The sequence below is a fragment of the Photorhabdus sp. CRCIA-P01 genome (assembly GCF_003545805.1).
GTDB classification, from domain to species: Bacteria; Pseudomonadota; Gammaproteobacteria; order Enterobacterales; family Enterobacteriaceae; genus Photorhabdus; species Photorhabdus antumapuensis.
Window position 1 is genome coordinate 132,597 of sequence record NZ_NMQR01000003.1, and the last position, 22,649, is coordinate 155,245.

At 41.3% G+C, this 22,649-nt stretch carries 20 protein-coding genes and 1 pseudogene; 8 read left to right on the plus strand and 13 right to left on the minus strand.

Annotated elements, in window-relative coordinates:
• Positions 1-119: 119 nt before the first annotated feature.
• Together mlc and bioD are read left to right on the plus strand one after the other, a co-directional pair.
• Entirely contained in the window at positions 120-1,331 is a 1,212-nt protein-coding gene (mlc, locus tag D3222_RS03280; protein ID WP_118984843.1) for a sugar metabolism global transcriptional regulator Mlc, read from the plus strand.
• Positions 1,332-1,505: 174 nt separating this feature from the next.
• A complete protein-coding gene (bioD, locus tag D3222_RS03285; protein ID WP_118984844.1) occupies positions 1,506-2,198 on the plus strand; it encodes a dethiobiotin synthase in 693 nt (230 codons plus the stop codon).
• A 122-nt stretch (positions 2,199-2,320) separates the two neighbouring features.
• On the opposite strand, the gene D3222_RS03290 is transcribed toward bioD, so the two are convergent.
• From D3222_RS03290 to stlA, 5 genes are all read right to left on the minus strand, one after another.
• Complete coding sequence (locus D3222_RS03290) at positions 2,321-3,730, minus strand: metallophosphoesterase (RefSeq protein ID WP_118984845.1); 1,410 nt, start codon at positions 3,728-3,730, stop codon at positions 2,321-2,323.
• Positions 3,731-4,097: 367 nt separating this feature from the next.
• A complete protein-coding gene (locus D3222_RS03295) occupies positions 4,098-4,370 on the minus strand; it encodes a DUF1161 domain-containing protein (protein ID WP_198672734.1) in 273 nt (90 codons plus the stop codon).
• A gap of 21 nt (positions 4,371-4,391) precedes the next feature.
• Positions 4,392-4,760: a DUF1283 family protein gene (locus D3222_RS03300; RefSeq protein ID WP_118984847.1), complete on the minus strand. Its 369-nt coding sequence runs from the start codon at positions 4,758-4,760 to the stop codon at positions 4,392-4,394.
• 242 nt (positions 4,761-5,002) lie between these two features.
• Positions 5,003-5,752 (minus strand): bifunctional NADP-dependent 3-hydroxy acid dehydrogenase/3-hydroxypropionate dehydrogenase YdfG, encoded by a 750-nt coding sequence (ydfG, locus tag D3222_RS03310; RefSeq protein ID WP_118984849.1) that lies wholly within the window; start codon positions 5,750-5,752, stop codon positions 5,003-5,005.
• Between the two features lie 102 nt (positions 5,753-5,854).
• The gene (stlA, locus tag D3222_RS03315) at positions 5,855-7,453 is read right to left on the minus strand and encodes a phenylalanine ammonia-lyase StlA (RefSeq protein ID WP_118984850.1); all 1,599 of its coding nucleotides are present in this window, start codon (positions 7,451-7,453) and stop codon (positions 5,855-5,857) included.
• A 402-nt stretch (positions 7,454-7,855) separates the two neighbouring features.
• On the opposite strand from stlA, the gene D3222_RS03320 reads away from it, so the two are divergent.
• Entirely contained in the window at positions 7,856-9,559 is a 1,704-nt protein-coding gene (locus D3222_RS03320; protein WP_118984851.1) for a glycosyl hydrolase family 18 protein, read from the plus strand.
• A gap of 119 nt (positions 9,560-9,678) precedes the next feature.
• Here D3222_RS03320 and D3222_RS03325 read toward each other — a convergent pair.
• The 7 genes and pseudogenes from D3222_RS03325 to D3222_RS03355 form a co-directional block, all read right to left on the minus strand.
• Positions 9,679-9,978, minus strand: a pseudogene (locus D3222_RS03325) (FAD-dependent oxidoreductase); the annotation flags it as partial.
• Positions 9,979-10,146: 168 nt separating this feature from the next.
• Positions 10,147-10,938: an AttM family quorum-quenching N-acyl homoserine lactonase gene (attM, locus tag D3222_RS03330; protein ID WP_198672732.1), complete on the minus strand. Its 792-nt coding sequence runs from the start codon at positions 10,936-10,938 to the stop codon at positions 10,147-10,149.
• A gap of 188 nt (positions 10,939-11,126) precedes the next feature.
• A complete protein-coding gene (locus tag D3222_RS03335; RefSeq protein ID WP_118984852.1) occupies positions 11,127-12,098 on the minus strand; it encodes a P1 family peptidase in 972 nt (323 codons plus the stop codon).
• Between the two features lie 152 nt (positions 12,099-12,250).
• The gene (locus tag D3222_RS03340; protein ID WP_118984853.1) at positions 12,251-13,555 is read right to left on the minus strand and encodes an FAD-dependent oxidoreductase; all 1,305 of its coding nucleotides are present in this window, start codon (positions 13,553-13,555) and stop codon (positions 12,251-12,253) included.
• Between the two features lie 2 nt (positions 13,556-13,557).
• The gene (locus D3222_RS03345) at positions 13,558-13,812 is read right to left on the minus strand and encodes a (2Fe-2S)-binding protein (RefSeq protein WP_118984854.1); all 255 of its coding nucleotides are present in this window, start codon (positions 13,810-13,812) and stop codon (positions 13,558-13,560) included.
• Complete coding sequence (locus D3222_RS03350) at positions 13,809-14,930, minus strand: NAD(P)/FAD-dependent oxidoreductase (protein WP_118984855.1); 1,122 nt, start codon at positions 14,928-14,930, stop codon at positions 13,809-13,811. Before D3222_RS03350 ends, D3222_RS03345 begins: the two co-directional genes overlap by 4 nt.
• Positions 14,927-15,877, minus strand: coding sequence for a 4-hydroxyproline epimerase (locus D3222_RS03355; protein ID WP_118984856.1), 951 nt, complete (start codon positions 15,875-15,877; stop codon positions 14,927-14,929). The genes D3222_RS03350 and D3222_RS03355 overlap by 4 nt, the downstream gene beginning before the upstream one ends.
• A gap of 404 nt (positions 15,878-16,281) precedes the next feature.
• Here D3222_RS03355 and D3222_RS03360 point away from each other — a divergent pair, with 404 nt between their 5' ends.
• From D3222_RS03360 to D3222_RS03375, 4 genes are all read left to right on the plus strand, one after another.
• Positions 16,282-17,118: an AraC family transcriptional regulator gene (locus D3222_RS03360; protein WP_118984857.1), complete on the plus strand. Its 837-nt coding sequence runs from the start codon at positions 16,282-16,284 to the stop codon at positions 17,116-17,118.
• Positions 17,119-17,354: 236 nt separating this feature from the next.
• On the plus strand, positions 17,355-18,275 hold the full coding sequence (locus tag D3222_RS03365; RefSeq protein WP_118984858.1) for a dihydrodipicolinate synthase family protein: 921 nt from the start codon (positions 17,355-17,357) through the stop codon (positions 18,273-18,275).
• A gap of 40 nt (positions 18,276-18,315) precedes the next feature.
• Complete coding sequence (locus D3222_RS03370) at positions 18,316-19,899, plus strand: aldehyde dehydrogenase (NADP(+)) (RefSeq protein WP_118984859.1); 1,584 nt, start codon at positions 18,316-18,318, stop codon at positions 19,897-19,899.
• Positions 19,900-19,931: 32 nt separating this feature from the next.
• Entirely contained in the window at positions 19,932-21,533 is a 1,602-nt protein-coding gene (locus D3222_RS03375; protein ID WP_118984860.1) for an APC family permease, read from the plus strand.
• Positions 21,534-21,587: 54 nt separating this feature from the next.
• On the opposite strand, the gene D3222_RS03380 is transcribed toward D3222_RS03375, so the two are convergent.
• On the minus strand, positions 21,588-22,019 hold the full coding sequence (locus tag D3222_RS03380; RefSeq protein WP_118984861.1) for a hypothetical protein: 432 nt from the start codon (positions 22,017-22,019) through the stop codon (positions 21,588-21,590).
• A 160-nt stretch (positions 22,020-22,179) separates the two neighbouring features.
• Here D3222_RS03380 and D3222_RS03385 point away from each other — a divergent pair, with 160 nt between their 5' ends.
• Positions 22,180-22,422, plus strand: a complete 243-nt coding sequence (locus D3222_RS03385) for a type II toxin-antitoxin system ParD family antitoxin (protein WP_118984923.1) — start codon at positions 22,180-22,182, stop codon at positions 22,420-22,422.
• Positions 22,423-22,649: the final 227 nt, after the last annotated feature.

Sequence of the window (22,649 nt, forward strand, 5' to 3'; positions counted from 1 at the left end):
ATTTCGTGCTGAATATCACATATTTATTGAAGGAATCATACTTTTTTCCTAAAACCTCGACATAATCAACCAACAATTATTTTGAAACATGAATTAATTAGAGCGTAAAAGGGTAAATAATGGATGGACAACCAGGGCATATTGATCAGATAAAACAGATTAATATTGGTACTGTTTATCGGTTAATTGATCAATATGGTCCAATTTCCCGTATTGAGCTATCCAAAAAAGCTCAACTTGCTCCAGCCAGTATTACTAAGATTGTCCGTGAATTGGTCAATGCACACTTAGTCATGGAAACGGAATTTTTGGATTTAGGATTCAGAGGTCGCCCAGCGACCGGGCTGAAGCTTGATTCCGAAAGTTGGCATTTCCTGTGTGTCAGTATTAACTTGGGAAGTTTAATATTGGGACTGCGTGATTTAAGTAGCAAGTTAATTGTTGAAGATGTTTTACCATTACCGTCCAACAAGGAAAAACCCTTTTTAGATCGCATTGTTGATGAGATTGATGCATTTTTTAGTCGCTATCAATCTCGTCTTGAGCGTCTGACGGCAATTAGCATGACTGTAAATGCTATTGTTGATCCGGCCAAAGGTTTAATCCACAGTTTCCCTTATTACCAGGTTCAGGAATTGCCAATAGGAGAATATCTGCATCATCGCACCGGATTACCGGTATTTCTTCAACATGAAATAACCGCCTGGACGATAGCTGAATCATTATATGGCACGGCAAAAAATTGTCAGAATATTATCCAAATGGTTATTGATGAACATGTGGGTGTTGGCGTAATTATTGCGGGGCAAACATTGCATGCCGGCAACCGTGGTGTCATGGAGGTAGGGCATATTCAGGCTGAACCTGATGGTGAACGCTGTTATTGTGGGAATTTGGGGTGTCTGGAAACAGTTGTAGGCATCAGCCATATTTTATCCAGAGCAAAACGGCAGTTGGCAATGGTACCCGATTCTTTACTGAACGGTGAACCACTGACCGTTGAGTCATTCTGTCAGGCGGTTAATGACGGTGATACTCTGGCAGTAGATATTATTCGTGATATCGGGGTAAAAGTTGGGCATATTGTCGCAATTATGGTCAATTTATTTAACCCAGAAAAAATTTTGATGGGCTCTCCTCTTAATGCTTCACAACACGTTTTGTATCCGGTGATTAATGAATGTATTCAACAACACGCTTTGCCTGCCTATAGCAAACAGATTGAATTGGTTGCAACAAAATTCAATAATTCAGGCACATTATCCACGGCGGCATCAGTTAAAAAAGCTTTGTATGATGGTTCATTATTGATCAGTTTAATGAAAGGATAATATACTTGATAGCGATTCTCTGGTTGTAATATTAATTTTATATAAATTTTTTCGCTAAATTGACATAACAATTAAACAAAACATTGAGCTAACGCAATCTCCCTTATAGTCGCATCCTCTAGACTTAAGCGCTCATTAACCGGGTTCTATCTGTCATTATGGAAAACAGAATTTATGTTAACGCGCCTATTTGTTACGGGGACAGATACCAACATAGGTAAAACAATTGTTACCCGTGCATTATTACAAGCTTTTAATCGTGATGGAGCAACGGCAGTAGGGTATAAACCTATAGCCACGGAAGGGTATGAAACAGAAGAAGGTATGCGTAATCGAGATGGTGTGATTCTACAAAAATCTTCTCCCGTTCCGCTTAAATATGAAGAAATTAACCCAGTTATCTGGAAAAACAGGTATTGTGAAGGAAATCAGGTTGATTTCAAACAGATGAAAAAAGGATTAAATAATCTTAGTAATAAAGCAGATCGCGTTATTATTGAAGGTAACGGTGGTTGGCGTGTATTACTGGATGATGAAACTTTTTATTTTGATTGGGTGATTCGGGAAAAAATCCCTGTTATTTTAGTTGTTGGTATTCAGCCTGGCTGTGTAAATCACTCAATTTTAACCGCGCAGGCAATAATAAATGATGGATTGCAATTAGTAGGATGGGTAGCTAACAGAATTAATCCTGGTTTATCGCACTATACGAAAGTGATGGATAGGTTACGCCGTCACATTAATGCTCCACAGTTAGGTGAAATTCCTTATATTTTACGTCCGGAAGAAAAGGATCTATCCTGCTATCTGGAGATTTCCGCTATATTAAAACAAGTTGGGGGAAATGAGAGTGGATTTGATATATAGAATCAATATACATAAATATCATGATTGCGATCTGTAAACGATCAATAAGAAAACCTCACTTTTTTGCAAGTGAGGTTTATCATCAATCTAAAATTTTAGTACGCTATAAATAGGCTTGATCTCTATTTACCACAAACACTCGTCATTTTTTTAACAAACTTGGGAATACCATTTATTCCATTATATGCAGATATTTGCATGCATTTTTTGTTGACATTAATGATAAAGAAATCACCTTGAAATAGTGCACCGCTGTCATAGACTCTTGCGCTTACAAATACATAGGAGGTGTATTCTCTAAGGAAATGTGAATGTCCAACAAAAGCCGCCATAACATTATATTTTTCAATCAATGATCTAAATTTCTCTTTTTCAGCGGAACTGCTGTTATCGATAAAATGGTCATATCCATCATGAAAGTTTAAAACGACTGCTTTTCCTCTTTTTTGAGCAGATTTGAGATCGCTTTCCAACCAATCAAGGGATTTTGTAATGTAAACGGTTGGGCTGATATAGTGGTCTAAATCGACACTATAGGTAGGATAATTTTGCAATTGAACGTAATGAATATCACCAAAATCCCATGAATAAGATAAGCTTCCTTTCCATGCTTCATCATCATAATCATAGGAGAAATTATTCAGTTTTTTACTATAATCGCTTATTTTTTCCGCCATATCAAATACAGCGGATCTGGCGCAAGCATTACGACTGAAATCAAGATTTTCTGGATAAGTACAATCATTAACATTATTTGCATAATCATGATTTCCTAATCCCATAAATAATGGAAATTTTATCTTTGATGTATATACTTCATCAAGGCTTCTTCTGGTACTAGCGCGTCCAAACTCGGTAAGATCACCATTAACGATACCAAAAGCAAGATGGTTTTTTTCATAAATATTGTTGATGCTGTTTGCTACTTTTCTATTTAATTCTTCCCACGGTTTTTTGTCGGCATTAGGATCACCTCTTTCAGGATCTAAACGCCACGGCTGAGGATCTGACATCACGGCAATTTTATAATTGCTGCCTATATTTTTTTCAGTAAGATAAATATCAATAGTGATACCTGGATATGAGCCTTTAATCACTTTTTCAAGTTTATACTTATCTGGTCCCTCAGAAAGATGGATATTATGGTTCTGGGAACCCCAATGTGAAAGGCTCCAGTAAACATTTAATTTACCCTCACCATTGGGTAAACGATAAATAACTTCTCCATCAGTGCCACTAAATATTTTACCTTTTGAGGCAAATGAATCGTGGCTATATGCCGGTATTGATGATGATGGCCTTTCAATCCAACTTCCCCAAGGTAAGTCTGTTTTTTCAGCTACTAATGAATGTGATGTATTATTATGCAAGTAAATTTTTACATATTGATCACTGCCATATTGTTCATTAATGCTGTCATTTAAACTCAAAGTTTCTTTTTGATTTTCTGCTGCAATGTGACATCCTGATACAATTAATGCTATAAAAAACACCACGATAAAGCGAATTTTCTTTGTGATAAGATCACCCATAACGTTTCCTATTTTAAATTTCCAATATGATGATTCTCTGAGCAAATAAAATATTTAACTCACCATAATTATTTGGCAAATATTTATATTCCAAAACTTTATAATATTAGATTTAATTATTTAAATTGTCAGTTTTAAAAAAGATAATGGTTTACATAGGAAACTATATTAATGCTATCATTCAGGTCAGCTTGCAGGGGTAGCATTATTAGCGTGTTGTCCACATAGACATAGAGATAACGTGAAAAGGGGCCGAAGGCGTATAGCACCTCGGCCTCTATTCATCTCATCATTCATCAACGGTAAAATATTGGCGTAATATTTTCTCTGAACTTTGCGCATCTTGCTTAAGAAAGATGATGTGGGTTTATTTGGCGGTCAGATGAGCTTGAGATTGGCTTCCTTGCCGGGTATACACAATCTTTTTGGTATTATTTTCACAATGCCCAACGATTTTACTTCCCGCTTGTTCAATGTAGTCATTAGCCACAACTTCCAATGTAAAGCCAGATTCCGGCACACCATTGTTGATAATTTTCTGCGCAATTTGCTCTTTCACGCTTTCGCATGAAGCTTGTGCAGCAAGTGCAAATGGGGATAGGGTAAAGATCAATACACTAAATAAAAGCGCTTTCTTCATCTTCATTATCATCACCTTATATTACGGTCTGATAGGCATACCTGTATTGCTGTCTAAACAACGTTCGGTATTGGGTTCCCAATAAGTATTTATATTGGTACTTTTCATACATGCATCACGAGCATCAATGGCTTTATCGAACTTGTCGAACTCTTTCTCGGCACGTTTATTCACTTTAGTGCGAAGATTCTTTGTTTCATCCCATTGTTCTTTACTTTGGCGGGCAGCCTCTTTACTTAAGGCTGTATCTCCACTGCCATTTACAGTGACACAGGTCCCACCGGAAGTGGAAGTGCAGGTTGCCGCCAATGCTGGCGTTTGCCATAACAATGGAATTGCCAGAGCGATAGCTGGCATAGCTTTTAATATCAAAGAATTACAAATACTCATCTTTTATCCTCTTGAAAGTAGAGTGGGGCCAATTTATCCCCTTCATCTTTCAAGCTGCTGCTTTGTTGGCTGCTTTCACTCACCCCAGTCACATCGTTATCTATGCTCCTGGGGATTCGTTCACTTGCCGCCGCGCTGCAACCCGAAATCTATTAGGTATAGATGGCACAATAAGAAACTATCAGATAGATAAATTATAAGATAGCATTAAGATATTCAACAAATTATCAAGAAGAATGTAATTATTCATTTCTGTGCACACTAAGCCCGGCAAATGACTGGCAAACTGGCATCATTTCTAGTGTATTAATGTTGACATGAGCAGGTAAATTAGCCACCCAAAAAACAGCTTCAGTGACATCTTCAGCGGTTAATGCCTGCGTGCCATCATAGGTTTTATTTACTTTATCATTGTCGCCTTTAAAACGGACTAAAGAAAACTCAGTTCCACCAACTAAACCAGGTTCTATATCAGTGACACGGATATTTTTTCCCTGCAAATCTGCTCGTAAGCTTAAACTAAACTGTTTGACGAAGGCTTTAGTTGCGCCATAAACATTTCCACCGGAATATGGCCAACTTGCAGCGGTAGAACCGATATTAATAATATGCCCATGATTTCTTTCTACCATTCCAGGCAGCAGAATATGGGTCATATTGACAAGCCCTTTGACATTGGTATCAATCATTAATTCCCAGTCATCCAGGTTAGACCGATGAGCGGGTTCTAATCCAAGCGCTAAACCTGCATTATTGACTAAAATATCGATATGGCGGAGTGATTCTGGTAATTGTTCTATAACTTGATTGATAGCTGCCCGATCAGTTACATCAAGTTGAGCAAAGTAAAAGTTATCACCTAGTTCAGCTTTTAATTTTTCTAACCGTTCTTTACGGCGTCCAGTCGCAATAACTTTAGAACCGTTTTGAATGAATTTTCTGGCAATTGATTCACCAAAACCTGAAGTGGCTCCTGTCACAAAAACGATCATACAAAACCCCTTGTTTACTCTCATTGTTTCTATCTCGGTAGTAAATGGGGTTCTGTATTTTTAGTCAAGAGATGGCTGAAAAACTTTTAGTGATTTTTTTTTTTATCCTTCCAGAATCATTTCTGGCAGAGGAAGTTGATCATTAATAATTGCATCCGCAATGCGGATTATATCTTCATCCAACGCACGATCAGTGAGCAAGGGAGGACTGATTTCGCGTACTGCATGGTAAAATTTAGCGGTTTCAGGCGCAATTTCGCTAATATTGCCGCGAAGATAAATGGCCTGACAAACGACCAGAATTGTCATTGAAACAATATTGCGTAATTTCTGCTCCATCTCTAAAACATCTTGAGCGGCATGAAGACCTAAACTGACAATATCTTGATTGTATTGTTCTGTAGCGAGGGTATGAATACCTGATGCAGCACAATCATGGCGAATTGCAGCAACTAAAGCAGTTTGAGAAAGTTGGACTCCTTTAAAACCTTGGTACATGCCGGGTGTCGGACTAAGTGAATTAGGTAATCCACGAGAGAAACGGTTATCCATCATCAGGGCTACAATGGCGTGAAGATGATTGGCGATTAAAGCAATATCCAGTTTTAATGCATCCATGGTTCGGGCAACATATTGTCCCATAAAATTCCCACCGTGTAGAACATCGCCATTTTCTGGATCTATCAATGGGTTATCATTAGCCGAGATAACTTCCCGTTCCAATATCTTTCGAGCGGTAGCTAAAGATTCTGGCACTATACCTAATATTTGTGGTGCACAACGAATTGAATAAACTTCCTGTAAGGTATCATTTAGTCGGGTAATTTCTTGATGATGACAAGCTTTATTGGCTTGTTCTTTAACCCCGGATAATACATTAATCTGAGTTGAACCCGCTAATAAATCACGTAATGCACTTGCCACCGCTTTTTGACCAGGATGATCTTTTACTTGTTGAATTCGCGCATCATAATGTTCATGAGATGCAAGTAATGCTTCAACAGCAAGGGCAATCGCTGAGATTGAGGCTTTAAATAGTTTTTCCAGTTTAATGACGGTAATTGCACTGATACCTGACATTACCCGCGTGCCGTTAATCAGAGCAAGACCTTCCTTTGCTTTTAACGATAGTGGTGTCAACCCTGCACGTTTAATTGCCTCGGCAGCGTCAATTTCCGCTCCCATATAATAAACTTTGCCGATACCACATAATGCTCGTGCAATATAAGATAGAGGGATTAAATCACCGCTGGCACCCACTGAGCCATAGCGAGGAACCAGAGGAACAATGTCATGATTAATATGATCAACAATTGTTTGAGCAACAATTGGCCTGGTGGCGGACCAACTTTTGCAAACAGAAAGTAACATAGTAAATTGCGACGCTTTAATACAAGGTTTGGACATATAGTCCCCAGTGCCAGCAGAAAGAAAAGTTAACAAATTTTGCTGATGCTCTGAAATCTTCTCAAATGGCACAACTAAATTGGCATTCCCGCCAAATCCTGTATTGATTCCATATATAACCTCTCCTGAATTTAATTTCTCCTCTAATTTTTCACGGCCATGCGTCAAAAGATCAGTGATCTCCGTTGATATTTCTACTTTTTTTTGTTTTATCGCAATGTCATAGATATCTTCCAAAGAGATAAGGCCATTTTTATTAATAATAATGGTTGGCTGAACATCTTTAGCTTTCATTTTAATCTCCATATATAAGGATGGTAATAATATTTTGAAGAAACGAACACCCCTAAGGATACAAATTAGTATAGATATAAAATATAAAAAGTAGTCAACTCGAAATAAAATTAAAACAAATGGTTCGTAAAAATTAATTTACAAATCTAATGGAGGAGGTAATTGTAATAATGACAATTAATATATTTGCAATTTGCAATTATTTGTTTTTACCCTTTGATAATAAATGATCGGTAATGTAAATTTCGTTGACATAAATTTGAGTTGACCATTAACAATCAAACAAATAGCAATTATTTGTTTTCCTAAGAATACAGACTAGAATGTAATTCATGTTACCACGTAAATAAAGCAACTGGAGTGTTCATCGAAAAATAAATTGATATCTAGTCGAGGTGATTTATGTCAAAAATAATCCAGACAGATTCTTTTAGTGAACAGTCTTATGAGATAGATAATTTCAATCCATCAACTGAAACGATAAATTTTAGTTACACATCGGGAAGAGCCGCATTACCAGTCTATAATAAATATGATACCCGAAATAAACCTAAAGTTTTTGGTTATTATACAGATTGGTCGCAATATGACGGTAGATTACAAGGAAATCAAGATCCCATTCGTCGAGGTAGAGGAATAGATTTACAGCACCTTTTAGATAATCCTTTTGCTTATGATAAATTAGTTATTGGTTTCTGTGGAATATTAGGTGATGAGGGCGAAAAAAAGCAGCAAATTAAAGAGCAAGCGCCATTATTTGCCCGCACCAATAATGGAGAAGTGACATTCACAGATGCTTGGGGAGATTGCCAATCTTATCAGAATTGTACTTATTCTGGTTGGCAAGATATCCAAATGCCAAGGGATTTTGATCAATCTAAAAGTATGGGCGTATTAGGCGGATTGGCTAAAGTTCAACAAGCTGCAAAAGAGCAAGGCCATGACCTTATTATGTCATTTAGTGTTGGTGGTTGGACCATGAGTAATGGCTTTTATAATATGGTCAGAGACGAAACACTAAAATCCTATTTCTGTTCGAGTCTTGTTGATATATTCCAACGTTTCCCTATGTTTACCGAAATTGATATTGATTGGGAGTATCCCGGCGTTGCTGGAAATGAAGGTAACATGTATGCGCCAGACGATGGCGATTATTATGTTAGTTTAATTAAAGATTTAACTGCTGCTTTTAAAGAAGCAGGGCGTTCAGATATAAAAATAAGTATTGCTTGTTCGGCGGTACCCGAGAAAATGGAAAAATCAAAAATACCTGAATTACTGCAAGTTGGACTATATGGTATTAACGTTATGACCTATGATTTCTTTGGTACTCCGTGGGCTGAAAAGTTGTTACATCACACCAATCTCCGTAATTATCCTGGTGGTGAGAATAGTGTAGAAAAGGCGGTTGAATATTTATTGAATCTTGGTGTGCCTGCATCTGCCATTAATATTGGTTACACCGGCTATTCACGCAATGCTAGAAATACGGTTATTGATAGTGATTCTCCATTATCCGGCAGTTATGATCCTGGCTATGTCCCGAAAAAAGATCCGAAGATTACCACAACCGGTTCGTTTGAATCAGGGACAACGGAATGGTACGACACGATATATAATTATCTGGATTTGGAAGAAAATAGGGGAAGAAATAATTTTGACTTATATACCGATGAAATAGCAGACGCTGATTATCTCTATAATAAGGATAGTAAGTTGTTTATTTCTCTTGATACCCCTCGTTCCGTTAAAGTTAAAGCACAATATGCACTAGAAAAGAATCTTGGGGGAATATTTACATGGACCGCAGATCAGGATCGTGGTTTGTTGGTCAATGCGGCTAGGGAAGGGCTTGGTTGTGAGTTAATCACGAAAAAAATAGACATGACGCCATTCTACTTTAAGGGTGTTAATGTTGAACCGGTTGATCCCGTTAATCCAGATACAGGGAGTGATTACCCTATCTGGGATGCAAATAAGGCATATAATGCCGGCGATAGAGTGAGTTGGAATAATCAAAATTGGGAAGCTAAATGGTGGAATAGGGGCACCGTGCCAGATGGTGCAGGAACATCTGATACTTATCCTTGGGTAAAAATTGCATAATTAATTAAGCCAACAAGCCACCAGTATAATATCTGTACTGGTGGCGGATTGTTTTTGTAATAAGTGTATCTAGAGTAGTGGTATGGAATTCGTTCAGGTATGACAATTTACTCGGAATATTAACGTCGATGTTGATAACCTTGATATGTATTTTTTCTTCTTATGCTTAAATGCCGTTGCTTTAATGGTGGTATTGAAAAATGTATTACAGCGTTTTGAGCGCTGCGCAGTGAAATTCCAACGATCTCATTAGCATATGCGCGCATTTGTTGTTCATAATCTGAAATTGCCTTGACTAACTCTTCCTGCCCGGACGCTACACCGGCAAGCTTCCGCGTGAGTAAAAGTGCGTCTCGCAGCGCTGTGTTCGCTCCTGCGCCTGCCATTGGTGTCATGTTATGGATTGCATCCCCAAGTAATGGTTGCTGTTAATGTGGATGCATTTTTGAATCGATCAATTCAATGATGAATATTTTCTTCAATCTCAAGATTTATTTTTAAATGAACACTAAACTTTAGTCAAATGAGTATCAGGCCAGAAACGTCTACTTTCGAGTTTCTGGCTATTTTGGATTGACGAATTAGAGTTAATCGTAATATTCCGGCGCCTTACGGAATGTTGGCCAGGCATCTGGATCGTGCCCGGTTACCACGATTGCATTTGTACGTTTGGCTAGATGCCGTAGTTTTTGCACCGAACGTACGGTTTCAATAGTAGAGGTGAGAAATCCGGGTAATGCTCGTTCTTCCCAGTGGTCGAGGGTATAAGCGGCATCAATCGTTAACAGCAGGCTGCCACTGTTCGGCAGGGTGACCAGTAGTGATTGGTGTCCTGGCGAATGCCCCGGAGTAAATACCGTTTTTAAAGTGCCATCTCCGTAAACATCAAACATGTCATTGCGTTCCCCATCGAGAAATTCCCACTTTAGTTCTGGGCGATCAAAATCCCTGCGGATGTAGCCACCAGCAGAAAACCAATCCGGGGTGTAGGCGTATTCATATTCACGTTGCTGTACGATATGTGTTGCGTTAGGGAAGCGTCCTATTGCACCTGTGTGATCGAGATGAAGATGGGATTGCACCACATAGCGGATATCTGCGGGATCGATACCCAACTTTTTCACTTGAGCTACACAACCTTCATCTTCACGCATCACCGGCCAGTAGGCTTTGGTGATAGTTCCCCAGTAGCCTTTGGGGTCAGTTGCGGTTTCAACTGCATTACCACCGTCAATTAGCGTATGACCTTTAGGATGAGTCAGTAAAAAAAATGGAATCGGAATTTCATAATCGGCGCCGTTGCCTTGATTCATCTTGATGTAGTGAACCTTACATTTGATGGTTCCGGTTTGCAGCATATACAGGCGAATGTCTGACATAGTGTTAACCTTTTGATTGGATTTGCAGGTAAGGCCGGATCGTGGATGCTAACATATGCCCCAAGTTGATTTTATCGACATCAAGTTTTATATGGGGAGGTCCGTGAGGCTAATGTTCGCTTCCATTGGCACTGGTGGCACTCGGCGCGTTACTGGCGCTTTCCAATGTAACCATAACCTCGTGTTTTCTAATCCGCTAAATCGGCATAACCTCTAATACCAAATTTTGATTTGGCTGATTTCACAGCATCTAAAACTGCGGTAGCCATGACCTCCGCCGCAAGCATACCAACAATATTCACCGATGAATCCACACCACCTGTTGTCGCTGCAAAAATAGTATCCCCGTCACTCATGGTATGAACGGGGTATATTGTCCTCGCAAGGCCATCATGAGCCATCTGGGAAACTTTTTTCATCTGACTTTTATTCATATTGGCGTTACAACAGATTATGCCAATGGTCGTATTTGTCCCCTGAGTGAAATTATTATCTTTATCATTTTTTAAAACGTAGGAAATGAGATCGATAAGATGACCATTTTCATCACATGCACCCGCAACAGTTTTACCATTTTTAGGGTCTCTGATTTCACCGACAGCATTTACAACAACCATTGCGCCAATTGTCAGTCCCCCGGGTAATTTAACCGATGCGGTTCCAAGTCCACCTTTCATGGCTTTGTTAAAACCAGCCATCTTACCTATAGTGGCCCCGGCACCTGCGCCAATATTTCCCGATGGAAAAGGGTTTACAGAAGCGTTTTGTGCTGCAAGATAGCCCATTTTAGCGTCAGGACGAACAGCAGGATCGCCAAAATTTAGATCAAAAATTATTGCGGCAGGAACGATAGGTACGACAGCGACACCGGTATCAAAACCTTTTTTTCTTTCTTCAAGATAGCGCATGACGCCAGAGGCGGAATCTAATCCAAAAGCACTGCCTCCACTTAGTACCACTGCGTTGACTTTCTGAACCGTGTTAATCGGATCTAAAAGCTCGGTTTCCCTTGTTCCCGGTGCAGAACCTCTGACATCAACGCCACAAACAGCTCCGTCGTCGAAAATAATTATGCTACAACCGGTTTGCTCCAGTTCATCTTCAGCATGTCCAACCTTAATACCCGCTACATCCAGGATTGTTCCATTTGTCTTATACATAAATGTCCACACCTTAATCTTTAAAGTAACTCATTACAGGTTTTAATGATTTTCGACGTGAATCATAGCAAAGGTGACCAAACAAACTGTGATTTTTAGCAAAAACTCAGTTTGATAAATAAAAGGGGATATTTATCTATCAGTCAGAAAAATTAATTTTTCCCATTCTTGAAAGGGGGGATCTCTGCTGCCAGCGTTTCGAGACTAACAGGAGATAGTGGAATGCGAGGGGATGGTATTGCCCAATGTTTGATATCGTGGAGAATGGCAGAACAGATTTTTCCCTGACAAGCCCCCATACCGCACCGTGTCGCCATTTTTGCACTATTCCAATCCTGAAATGGTTCAAGCTCGTTTAAACGTACGTCTTCACAACGGCAGATCAATGTATCGGGTGGAAGTGCCCGTGCTATCTCTTCATTCAATTTAAACGTCTGTGCTACCGCTGTTGCAAAATGCTGCCATTTTACTCGTTTTTGCCGCCATTTTTCAGCTAAGGCGCATTTACCACTTGCGGCAAAACCGGCAATAAATCCTTCACAAAGCGCAAGCTCACTGCCACCAATACCTGTGCATTCTCCCGCTGCATATACACCGGGTGTAGTAGTCTGTTGCCACGCATCTACCTGAATATTTCCTTGTTCATCCAGTAAGCAACCAAGCAACTGTGCCAATTCCGTATTGGGCCTTAAACCAAAACCGCAAGCTAAACGCGTACAGGATAATTTCTGCTTCTGCCCTTTATTGCTGATATACACGCCAGTCAACTTGCCTTCCACCGAGGTTTCCACTCCCAACACCATACTGTTTTTGTAATAATTTCTAAGTGGCATGAGAGTGATGGCTTGATGCAACTTGTCTGGCCAGCGGAGCAGTTGCAAACCAAACGAAAATAAGCGGTACAAAGGCGCTTGTTCAATGATACCAACCACGTTCCCTCCCGCTTTTTTTACCGTCTCCGCAACCGCGAGCAAAAGGGGACCACTACCGGCGATAACAACACGCTCACCTATTATGGGAAGACCATTTTTTATCAGTGCTTGTAATCCTCCTGCCCCTGTGACACCCGGTAATGTCCATCCAGGAATGGGAAGTAATTTTTCTTTGGCTCCAGTACAAAGAATGATGCGTTGGTAGTGAACCATTCGGTGCTTACCTACCGTTTCAACAATCACACATTGGCTGTCTACTGCAATCACTTTACAACCCGGTAAATAGACCAAGGCATCTTCTGATAGTACCGATAAATAACGTTTCGCCATCGGTGGTGATGTATGAGGTGATGTATGAAATGGCCCTTGACGCCAAATTTGTCCGCCTGCTCTGGGATTGTCATCAATCAGGATAACGGATTGTTGCCCTTGTACAGCAGCCTGTGCGGTAGCCAATCCCGCCGGTCCTGCGCCAACCACTAGCACATCACAGCGCAATACCGTAGCAGAAGATGATGTTGCCATGTTCAGATCCTCTCGACTTTCATACCCATTTCACAAACTGTCTGGCATGCTACACGGCGGCGACCATTGATCATCAAACGGCATTCCTGGCAGATCCCCATCCCACAAAAAGGCACTCTCAATTGATGTGATACAGATATACGGCAATGCTCATCACCGGTATAAGCTAGCGCCGCCGCAACAGTAATCCCCGTAGGAACTGTGATCAGCTCGTCATCAATAAACAGAGCAATAAAGGGTGGTTTTTTGCGTGTCATGGCAACCTCTGACAGGCCATGGCAGTGAAACGTGCAGGTTGGTAAGGCAATGGATCAATCTCCGTTTTTCTATTCAGCATCAATGCGGAGATGATTTTGGCACTGCCCGGAGCGGTCGTCACACCTAATCCTTCATGGCCTACGGCCAGCCATAGCCATTCATAAGCAGGATGTTGCCCCAATAGCGGTAAACCATCGGGAGTCGCGGCACGAAAGCCAGACCAGCACCGTAAAATATTCATCTGACCAAGCTGAGGTAAAAAATAAAGTGTGCGCTGGAGCATAGAACGGAGTAGGGCGAAATCGATAGTGTGTTTTTCATTATGGAATTGGCGTGAAGAGCCGATTAGAAGCTGACCTGTCGGGCGGGCCTGAACGTTAAAAGCGATTGATGTGCCATCTGAGGCATGTGTACTGGCGCTATATCCTAATTCCACCAATTGATGTGTGATGCAGGTAGGGTAACGATCGGTAATCGCCAATTGTCCTTTTTTAGGGACAATCGGTAATTCAGGTAACAGATGTGTGCTCCACAACCCATTTGCTAGCAATATTCTCGGTGCACAATATTTCTTTCCATCACGTAGCACAACGGTCTGAGGCTCCAAGGTATGCACTTGGCCTTTAATAAACCGAATCTTACAGCTAGTAAGAAACCAGTGTACGACATTCGGTGCATAGACAATCCCATCCCCAGGAACACACAAACCACCGGCAATCCCACTCTTCACCATGGGTTCCATCTGGTGAATCTGTGTTGCTGTCATCGGAGTATTCTCAATTCCATAGGAGGTAAGACGTGCGCTTTTTTCCTCAGCCAGTTCCATTTCATCCTCTGCATCCGCCAGCCAAAGTGTGCCACACCCACGCCATGCACAATTTTCTGGCATATGTGAGGTAAATGTTCGCCATATATTTAATGAGTAACTACTCAGTGCCAATTCAGCGGGGTTATCGTCCATACACACGAGATGCCCCATTCCTGCCTGTGTTGCCCCTTTACCACCATCATCAATCACCGCAACTCTCAAACCGTCCTGTACCAACTGATAAGCACATGCGGCTCCAACGATGCCGGCGCCAACGATAATGACATCCGATATTTGGCGAGGAGTCATACATTGATCCCCCAGACAAAAGGATCGCTTTTGGCAATGATTAATTTATTATCACCGTAAACATGCGCGGTTCCCCGGATCACTGGGGCAATTTTCTGACCAACCCACTGATATTGGGCTTCAAAAACACTACCAATAATGCTGGATTGGCGCCAAATGTCACCCGGCTGCAATTTTCCATCCGCCGCCAAACAGGCTAACTTAGCACTTGTTCCCGTGCCACACGGTGAACGGTCATAGGTTTTCCCCGGACATAACACAAAATTGCGACTATCAGCATCGTTATCAGGAGCGAACAATTCAATATGGTCGATACACTCACCATTTTCGCCAGTGATCCCCGCTTGTTCCAGTGCTTGCCTAACTGCCCAACTGTATTGTGTGAGTTCATCGATATGGAAAGGGGTTAGCAACAGGTCATGCTGACCGATCAGAAAAAACCAATTTCCGCCCCAGGCAATATCTCCATTAACATCACCCACACCTGGCACGTTCACGGTGACATTTTGCTGATAACGATAAGAGGGGACATTATAAACAGACACTGCTCCATCTTTATGGAGTACCGCCTCTACAATCCCAACAGGCGTCTCAATTTTATATTTGCTGGGGGTCAACCAGCCCAGATGAGAGAGCGAAGCAATAAGGCCCATAGTGCCGTGGCCGCACATGCCTAAATACCCCGCGTTATTAAAGAAGATCACTCCCATATCGGCGTCAGGTACAGTAGGCGGACATAAAAGCGCACCTACCAACACATCATTCCCTTTGGGCTCAAGAATGAGAGCTTTGCGCCAGTGATCAAATTCGGCTTCAAAACGTTGACGCTGTTTGGCAATGGTTCCTTTGCCAAGAGATGGAAATCCCTCGATTACTGTGCGGGTGGGTTCTCCACCTGTGTGTGAATCAATGACACGAACAATCTGATAATCATGCTTATCTGCCATAAAACCACCCAATTAACGTATTGTTAATAAAGGGTGGCAGAGTATTTTATTTTCTGCTTGATGAATTTCATCCCGCAATATGCTGAAATCAGCACAATGAAAAAATCACTGAATTATCATAGAGGCACTCCAATAAAATAAAGATAATAAAGAGAAAAATTATAAATAAACCTGATGATGATTTCTGTTTTTACCAGAAAAACAATTTATAAATTAATCTATAAAATCAAATAGATAAATAAGAGTGGTCGGAATAAGTTTCTGTGACAATTATCACATCAACACAAAATAGCTCTTTTGTATATTGCTAATATGTCGAATCTGATATTTATCTTTTTAATCAAGGTAAATAACTAAACACGAGTCAAAAATCCTATTTTAATGGTAATAGACTGGAGATATCGATGATGAATATATACCAGAACAATGAAAAAAATGGCATTGGCACCAATGGTCATGATGCTTGTAATGTTGAGTTTTTATCGGCACTGTGTAGTGGATTAGTTAATCACAAACCCAATAACCTACAAGATATTCTCAATGCGGTTGCCTTAATTACACCATTGCTAAATGCGATTCCTAGCGTGGTTTTCTTTATCAAAGATATCAAAGCACGTTATCTCATTGCGAACCTTACGCTAGCCACACGCTGCGGATTTAAGTCGATCTCTTCGTTACTCGGTAAAACCTCTTCTGAAATCTTTCCTGCTCAGATGGGCAGTTGTTACATCGAACAGGATTTACGTGTATTACATCAAGGGGTAATTATCCAAAACCAACTGGAACTCCATTTTTATCATGGACGCAAAGCAGGTTGGTGTATGACATATAAATTGCCATTGTATAATCAACATAATCAAGTTATTGGTATGGCTGGAATTTCTCATGATCTGATGGAAGTTAAGGAAAATCACCCGGTGTACCAAAAGCTGGCTATCGTTGATGATTATATTCGTGAAAATTTTAATCGAACCATTCGTCTCGAAGAGCTAACTCATTTAACACGTCTCTCGGTTGCTCAATTGGAACGTTACTGTAAACGTATCTTTCACCTGACGCCCCGGCAGATGATCCACAAAATTAGAATTGAAAAAGCGTCTGAATTGCTGGCTACGGAATTACCTATCACAGATGTCGCCTTGCAATGTGGTTATACGGATCACAGCGCATTTACTCGGCAATTTAAGGCGTCAACTGGACTCACTCCCAGTGATTTTCGTCAGTCAATCGGGCTGGCGTAATTTGCCTTTTTACTCATACTTCCGTTCAGCTTTAAGTTTGCCATTCCTATTATGCTAATTTCGTCATTGTTCACTGCGAAAAGTGACAAGCTTCTCTGTAGTGAAATAGCCATCATTCAAGCAAAACCAATGAGTCACATTTTATTAGCAAAATAAAAACAATGATTAACAAAATAAAAACAATTCGCATTTTAAATATCAAGTAAATAAATCAATGACAATCAAAGGATGAGACTATGAGCAAAAAAAGGGTCAGTTGGCATGGTGTTTTCCCAGCAGTGACGACACAATTTAACCCCGATTTTTCCATTAATTTGGATACCACACAGAAGGTAATGACGAACCTGATTAAAGATGGGGTCTCCGGTTTAGTCGTCAATGGTTCTGTGGGGGAAAACACGTCTCTGTCTATGAAGGAGAAGCGTGTTATCGTTGAACTCGCAGTAGATGTTGCTGGTGGGAAAGTTCCTGTTCTTTCGGGTATTGCAGAATTGACAACCGATAATGCGTGTAAAATGGTCTCTGAATGCCGCCAGGCAGGTGCTAATGGGGTGATGATCATGCCACCTCTGATTTATATGCCAACACCGAAAGAAAATAGGGCGTATTTCCGTACAATTGCTGCCTCTACCGATTTACCCATCATGCTATATAACAATCCTCTGCTGTATAAAAATGATATTACGCCGAAAATCCTGACGTCTCTGGCCGATTGCGAAAATATCGTTGCATTTAAAGATTCATCAGGCAATACCCGTCCTTTTAGTGATATTCCCAACGAAACAGGCGATCGCTTCATTCTTTTTGCTGGTTTGGATGACGTCGTTTTAGAGTCAGTCGCAGTGGGCGCGGAAGGTTGGATTTCAGGTATGTCGAATGCTTTTCCACGGGAAGGGGAGACTTTATTCCGTCTGGCTAAACAGAAACGTTATGAAGAAGCTCGGGAATTATATCGCTGGTTTATGCCTCTGTTGCATTTGGATTTCCGTCCTGATTTGGTGCAATGCATCAAGTTGTGTGAAGAAATGGTTGGCCGTGGTAGTGCCATTACTCGTCCACCGCGTTTACCACTCGAACGGGAAACATTGGCGGAAGTCCGCGCCATTGTAGAAAAAGCTCTCGCTAATCGTCCTTCGTTGCCTGATGTCGGTCTCTGAATTGGGCTGTAATCGTTTCTATACCCTTGGAGGAATCGCTATGTTGGTAACACATTCAGGTATGCAGTTTATTGGCGGTCACAGGCAAGCAGAAGGAGAACGCTGTTTGCATAGTCGACGAGCGGTGGATAATTCACCAATAGGTTGTACGTTTTATCAGGCTACACGACATGAGGTCGATCTTGCCGCCCAAGCAGCAGCCGATGCATTTACACGTTATAGCCAAACATCGTTGGAAGAACGTGCCGTTTTTTTAGATAAAGTTGCCGATGAAATTGATGCTCTTGGTAATGACTTCATTGCCCTTGTATCAGAAGAAACGGCTCTGCCTCCAGCCCGGCTTCAAGGTGAACGGTCGAGAACGAGCGGGCAAATGAGGCTGTTTGCTATGCTGTTACGCCGTGGTGATATTCATGCTGCCCGCATTGATACTGCGCAACCTGAGAGAAAACCGCTCCCTAGAGTTGATATTCGCCAGTGCCATATTCCTCTAGGCCCTATTGCGGTTTTCGGTGCCAGTAATTTTCCTTTGGCTTTTTCAACTGCTGGTGGTGACACGGCGTCAGCGTTAGCCGCGGGCTGCTCCGTTATTTTCAAAGCGCATAGCGGCCATATGGCTACTGCCGAAATTATCGCAGAAGCCATTGAACGCGCGATTATCGCCACACAAATGCCCGCAGGTGTATTCAATATGATTTATGGCAATAGCGTGGGGACAGATCTAGTCAAACACCCAATTATTCAGGCCGTTGGCTTTACCGGTTCACTCGCTGGTGGATGCGCACTGTTCGATATAGCGATGCAGCGACCACAACCTATTCCGGTTTTCGCTGAAATGTCGAGTGTCAATCCGGTCATTGTGCTGCCAAACGCCTTAGCACAGCGGGGAAAACAGATTGCCCAAGAATTGGCAAATTCATTCACATTAGGTGGCGGTCAGTTTTGTACTAAGCCAGGAATAATCTTGGGTATTCGTTCGCCAGAATTTAATCAATTTATGACTCAATTGACGCAGGAAATCACTCTTCGTCCGGCACAGTCAATGCTAAACCCAGGCACATTACTCAGCTACCAAAAAGGTATTCATCAACTGGATGATGAACCCTTAATGACCCGGTTAGCCATTGGCGAACATCATGAAAATCAGGCAAGTGCAATGCTGTATCGTGCAGATATTGCTTTGTTGTTGAGTAAAAGTGCCCTGTTACAAGAGGAAGTTTTTGGCCCTGTTGCTATTGTGGTTGAAGCCGAAAACCAGTATCAACTTTTACGCGCAATTGACTGTTTGCAGGGGCAGCTTACCGCGACCTTGATTGGTGAGCACGATGAATTAGCGAATGCGCATGAGCTTAGTCGACGATTACAAAACATAGCGGGCAGGGTGGTTGTAAATGGCTACCCAACAGGCGTTGAAGTATGTGATGCCGTGGTTCATGGCGGGCCTTATCCGGCAACTTCAGATGCGAGAGGGACTTCCGTTGGCACACTGGCCATCTGGCGTTTTCTGCGCCCGGTATGTTTCCAAAACTATCCCGAATCCTTACTTCCACCTGCACTTCAAGACCATAATCCGTTAAATATTTCTCGATTAATCAATGGAGTGATGAGTAGGGAAGTCTTGTAAATCAAATAAGAAACAGAAAAGGGCGAATAATTATGGCGCTATACGAAGCCTCTTCACGGCCAAAATCCGATTCAGGGCAGGGTAAATTTAAGAAACAGTTAACACTCACGGATTTAACCTTCATCGGATTAGGGGCTATTTTTGGTTCTGGCTGGTTATTCGCGGCCAGCCATGTGTCTGTTATTGCCGGGCCAGCAGGGATTTTTTCCTGGGTGATTGGCGGTATCGCCGTGCTTTTACTCGGCATTATTTATTGCGAACTGGGTGCGGCACTGCCGAAATCAGGTGGCATTATCCGTTACCCGGTGTTTTCTCATGGTGAGCTCATGGGATATTTAATGGGTTCGATCACCTTAATTGCGTTTTCCAGCCTAATAGCCATCGAAGTCGTTGCAGCTCGACAATATGCGGCGGCGTGGTTCCCATTTCTCAGTCAGCCGGGTTCTGGTGATCCAACTCTGACAGGCTGGCTGGTTCAATTTATCTTATTAGCATTTTTCTTTTACCTTAACTACAACAGCGTGAAAACCTTTGCGAAATCCAATAATATTATTAGTGTTTTCAAGTTTATCGTTCCGCTGCTCGTCATTATTATCCTGTTTAATTATTTCAATCCGAATAATCTGCAAGTTCACGGATTTTCTCCTTTTGGGGTATCGGGTGTTCAAGCGGCGGTTTCAACGGGTGGTATCATCTTTGCTTATCTTGGCCTAACGCCCATTATTTCCGTTGCTGGTGAAGTGGAAAAACCTCAAAAAACAATTCCTATTGCCCTCATTCTGTCTATTTCAATGTCTACGATCATTTATGTTTTATTACAGTTAGCTTTTCTTGGCGGGATACCTTCTGATCTACTCTTTGGTGGCTGGAACAACATTGGGCAATATTTTTCACTACCGTTTCGTGATATAGCCTTAATCCTCGGTGCGGGGTGGCTCGCTTTTTTGGTGGTATGTGATGCGGTAATCTCTCCAAGTGGTACCGGGAATATTTATATGAATGCCACTCCCCGTGTAGTCTATGGTTGGGCAAAAAGTGGGACGTTATTTAATGTGTTTACCCATATCGATGAAAAATCGGGGATACCACGACCTGCGCTTTGGTTGACATTTATTCTTTCTATTTTTTGGACATTACCTTTTCCTTCATGGGAAAAACTCATCAGTGTTGTTTCTGCGGCGCTAATCTTGAGCTACGCATTAGCGCCAGTAACCGCTTCTGCCTTACGTCGTAATGCCAAAGAGATAAAACGTCCTTTTTATGTTAAAGGGTTTGCGATCATTGGCCCGCTTTCTTTTATTATTTCCGCCTTCATTGTTTACTGGTCTGGTTGGAAAACCGTTTCCTGGCTGCTTGGATTACAGATTATCTTATTTTTCATCTATTTGTTGTTCAAAAATAAAGTCCCTATAGGCAAAGTGAGCCTGCGCCAACAGATAACCTCTGCTTTATGGTTGATCGGTTTCTACAGCGCCATGATTATTATGTCCTATTTAGGCACATTTGGCGGTAAAGGCATTATTCCTGCACCCTGGGATATTATTGCAGTGGCAGTGATCTCTTTAATTGCCTTTTATTGGGGGACCTTTAGTGCTTTACCCAATGCTATTTTACCAACGGAAGATGAGGATTAGTGCTAATTATTAAAGTCTGCCGAAATAAACTCCAGTGTTCGGTTCAGTCGTTTGTTACCAAAATTTCCACCAAGGTTTAGGGGGGATTTTATCTTCTTCTGAAAGAATAAAGTTTCCCTCTTCATCAAGATTATATCCATCCTGATCTTGAACTGAGCCATTTAACTTCTTTGCGATTAAATGTAATTTTTTCAACATATATTCATCAGGGTTTTTTACTGTAACCATTCCATTGGACAGCCAAACCCACTGTGTTATATTTTTATCCGGATGAGCGAACCATACTGCTATGCTGGGATCTGAACAACCAAATTCAGTTCCGTCACTTAAAGTTGTTGTCGCAAAACCATCATGTCTCATTTCAGCATCTTGATTGATATAATCAATCCATTCTTCGAAAGATATGTTTTTGGTTTCGTTATAATTATCTTCAAGTTCAAAAATCTCTGATATAGGAATTCTAGTTACATGAACGTCATAGCCCATTTTTAGAGCTCCTTGGTATGATAGAATGCTATTTTATTATAATTGTATTATCAGTTTTATGAACTTTATAGTCAGCGTTGGGATTAACATAGTCCGCTGGCGATCATTATTATGCCTTGCTATAATTGTATTACTCAGTAATACAGAAAGAGGTGGATTTATGGCACGAGTAACCAGTGTTACCCTCGGTGAGCACTTCAACGGGTTCGTTGGTGAGATGATCCAATCTGGTCGTTATGGCAACACATCCGAAGTTGTCCGCGATGCTTTGCGCCTGATGGAGGCTCGCGAGCAGCGTATTCAGAATGTTCGTGAAATGGTGCTGGCTGGCCTGAATTCCCCCGTCAGCAAAAACAGCATGGATGATATTTTTGTAATGGCAGCGAAAGACTTAAATGTATAAGTTTTCCGAGTTGGCTGATGAAGACATATTTAATATTGTCCGTCACACTATACAGCAGTAAGTTGTTATTCCAAGTTTAAAATGTCACTCCATTTCCATATCAGTTGCACGTAGCGAAAACCTGTTGCCAAACTAAAAATGCTGGCAACAGGTTTATGCAACATAGAACTCACGGGGGGTAAACTCAAAGATTATTCATTCTTTTTTCCCTCTTACTTCGAGGGAAG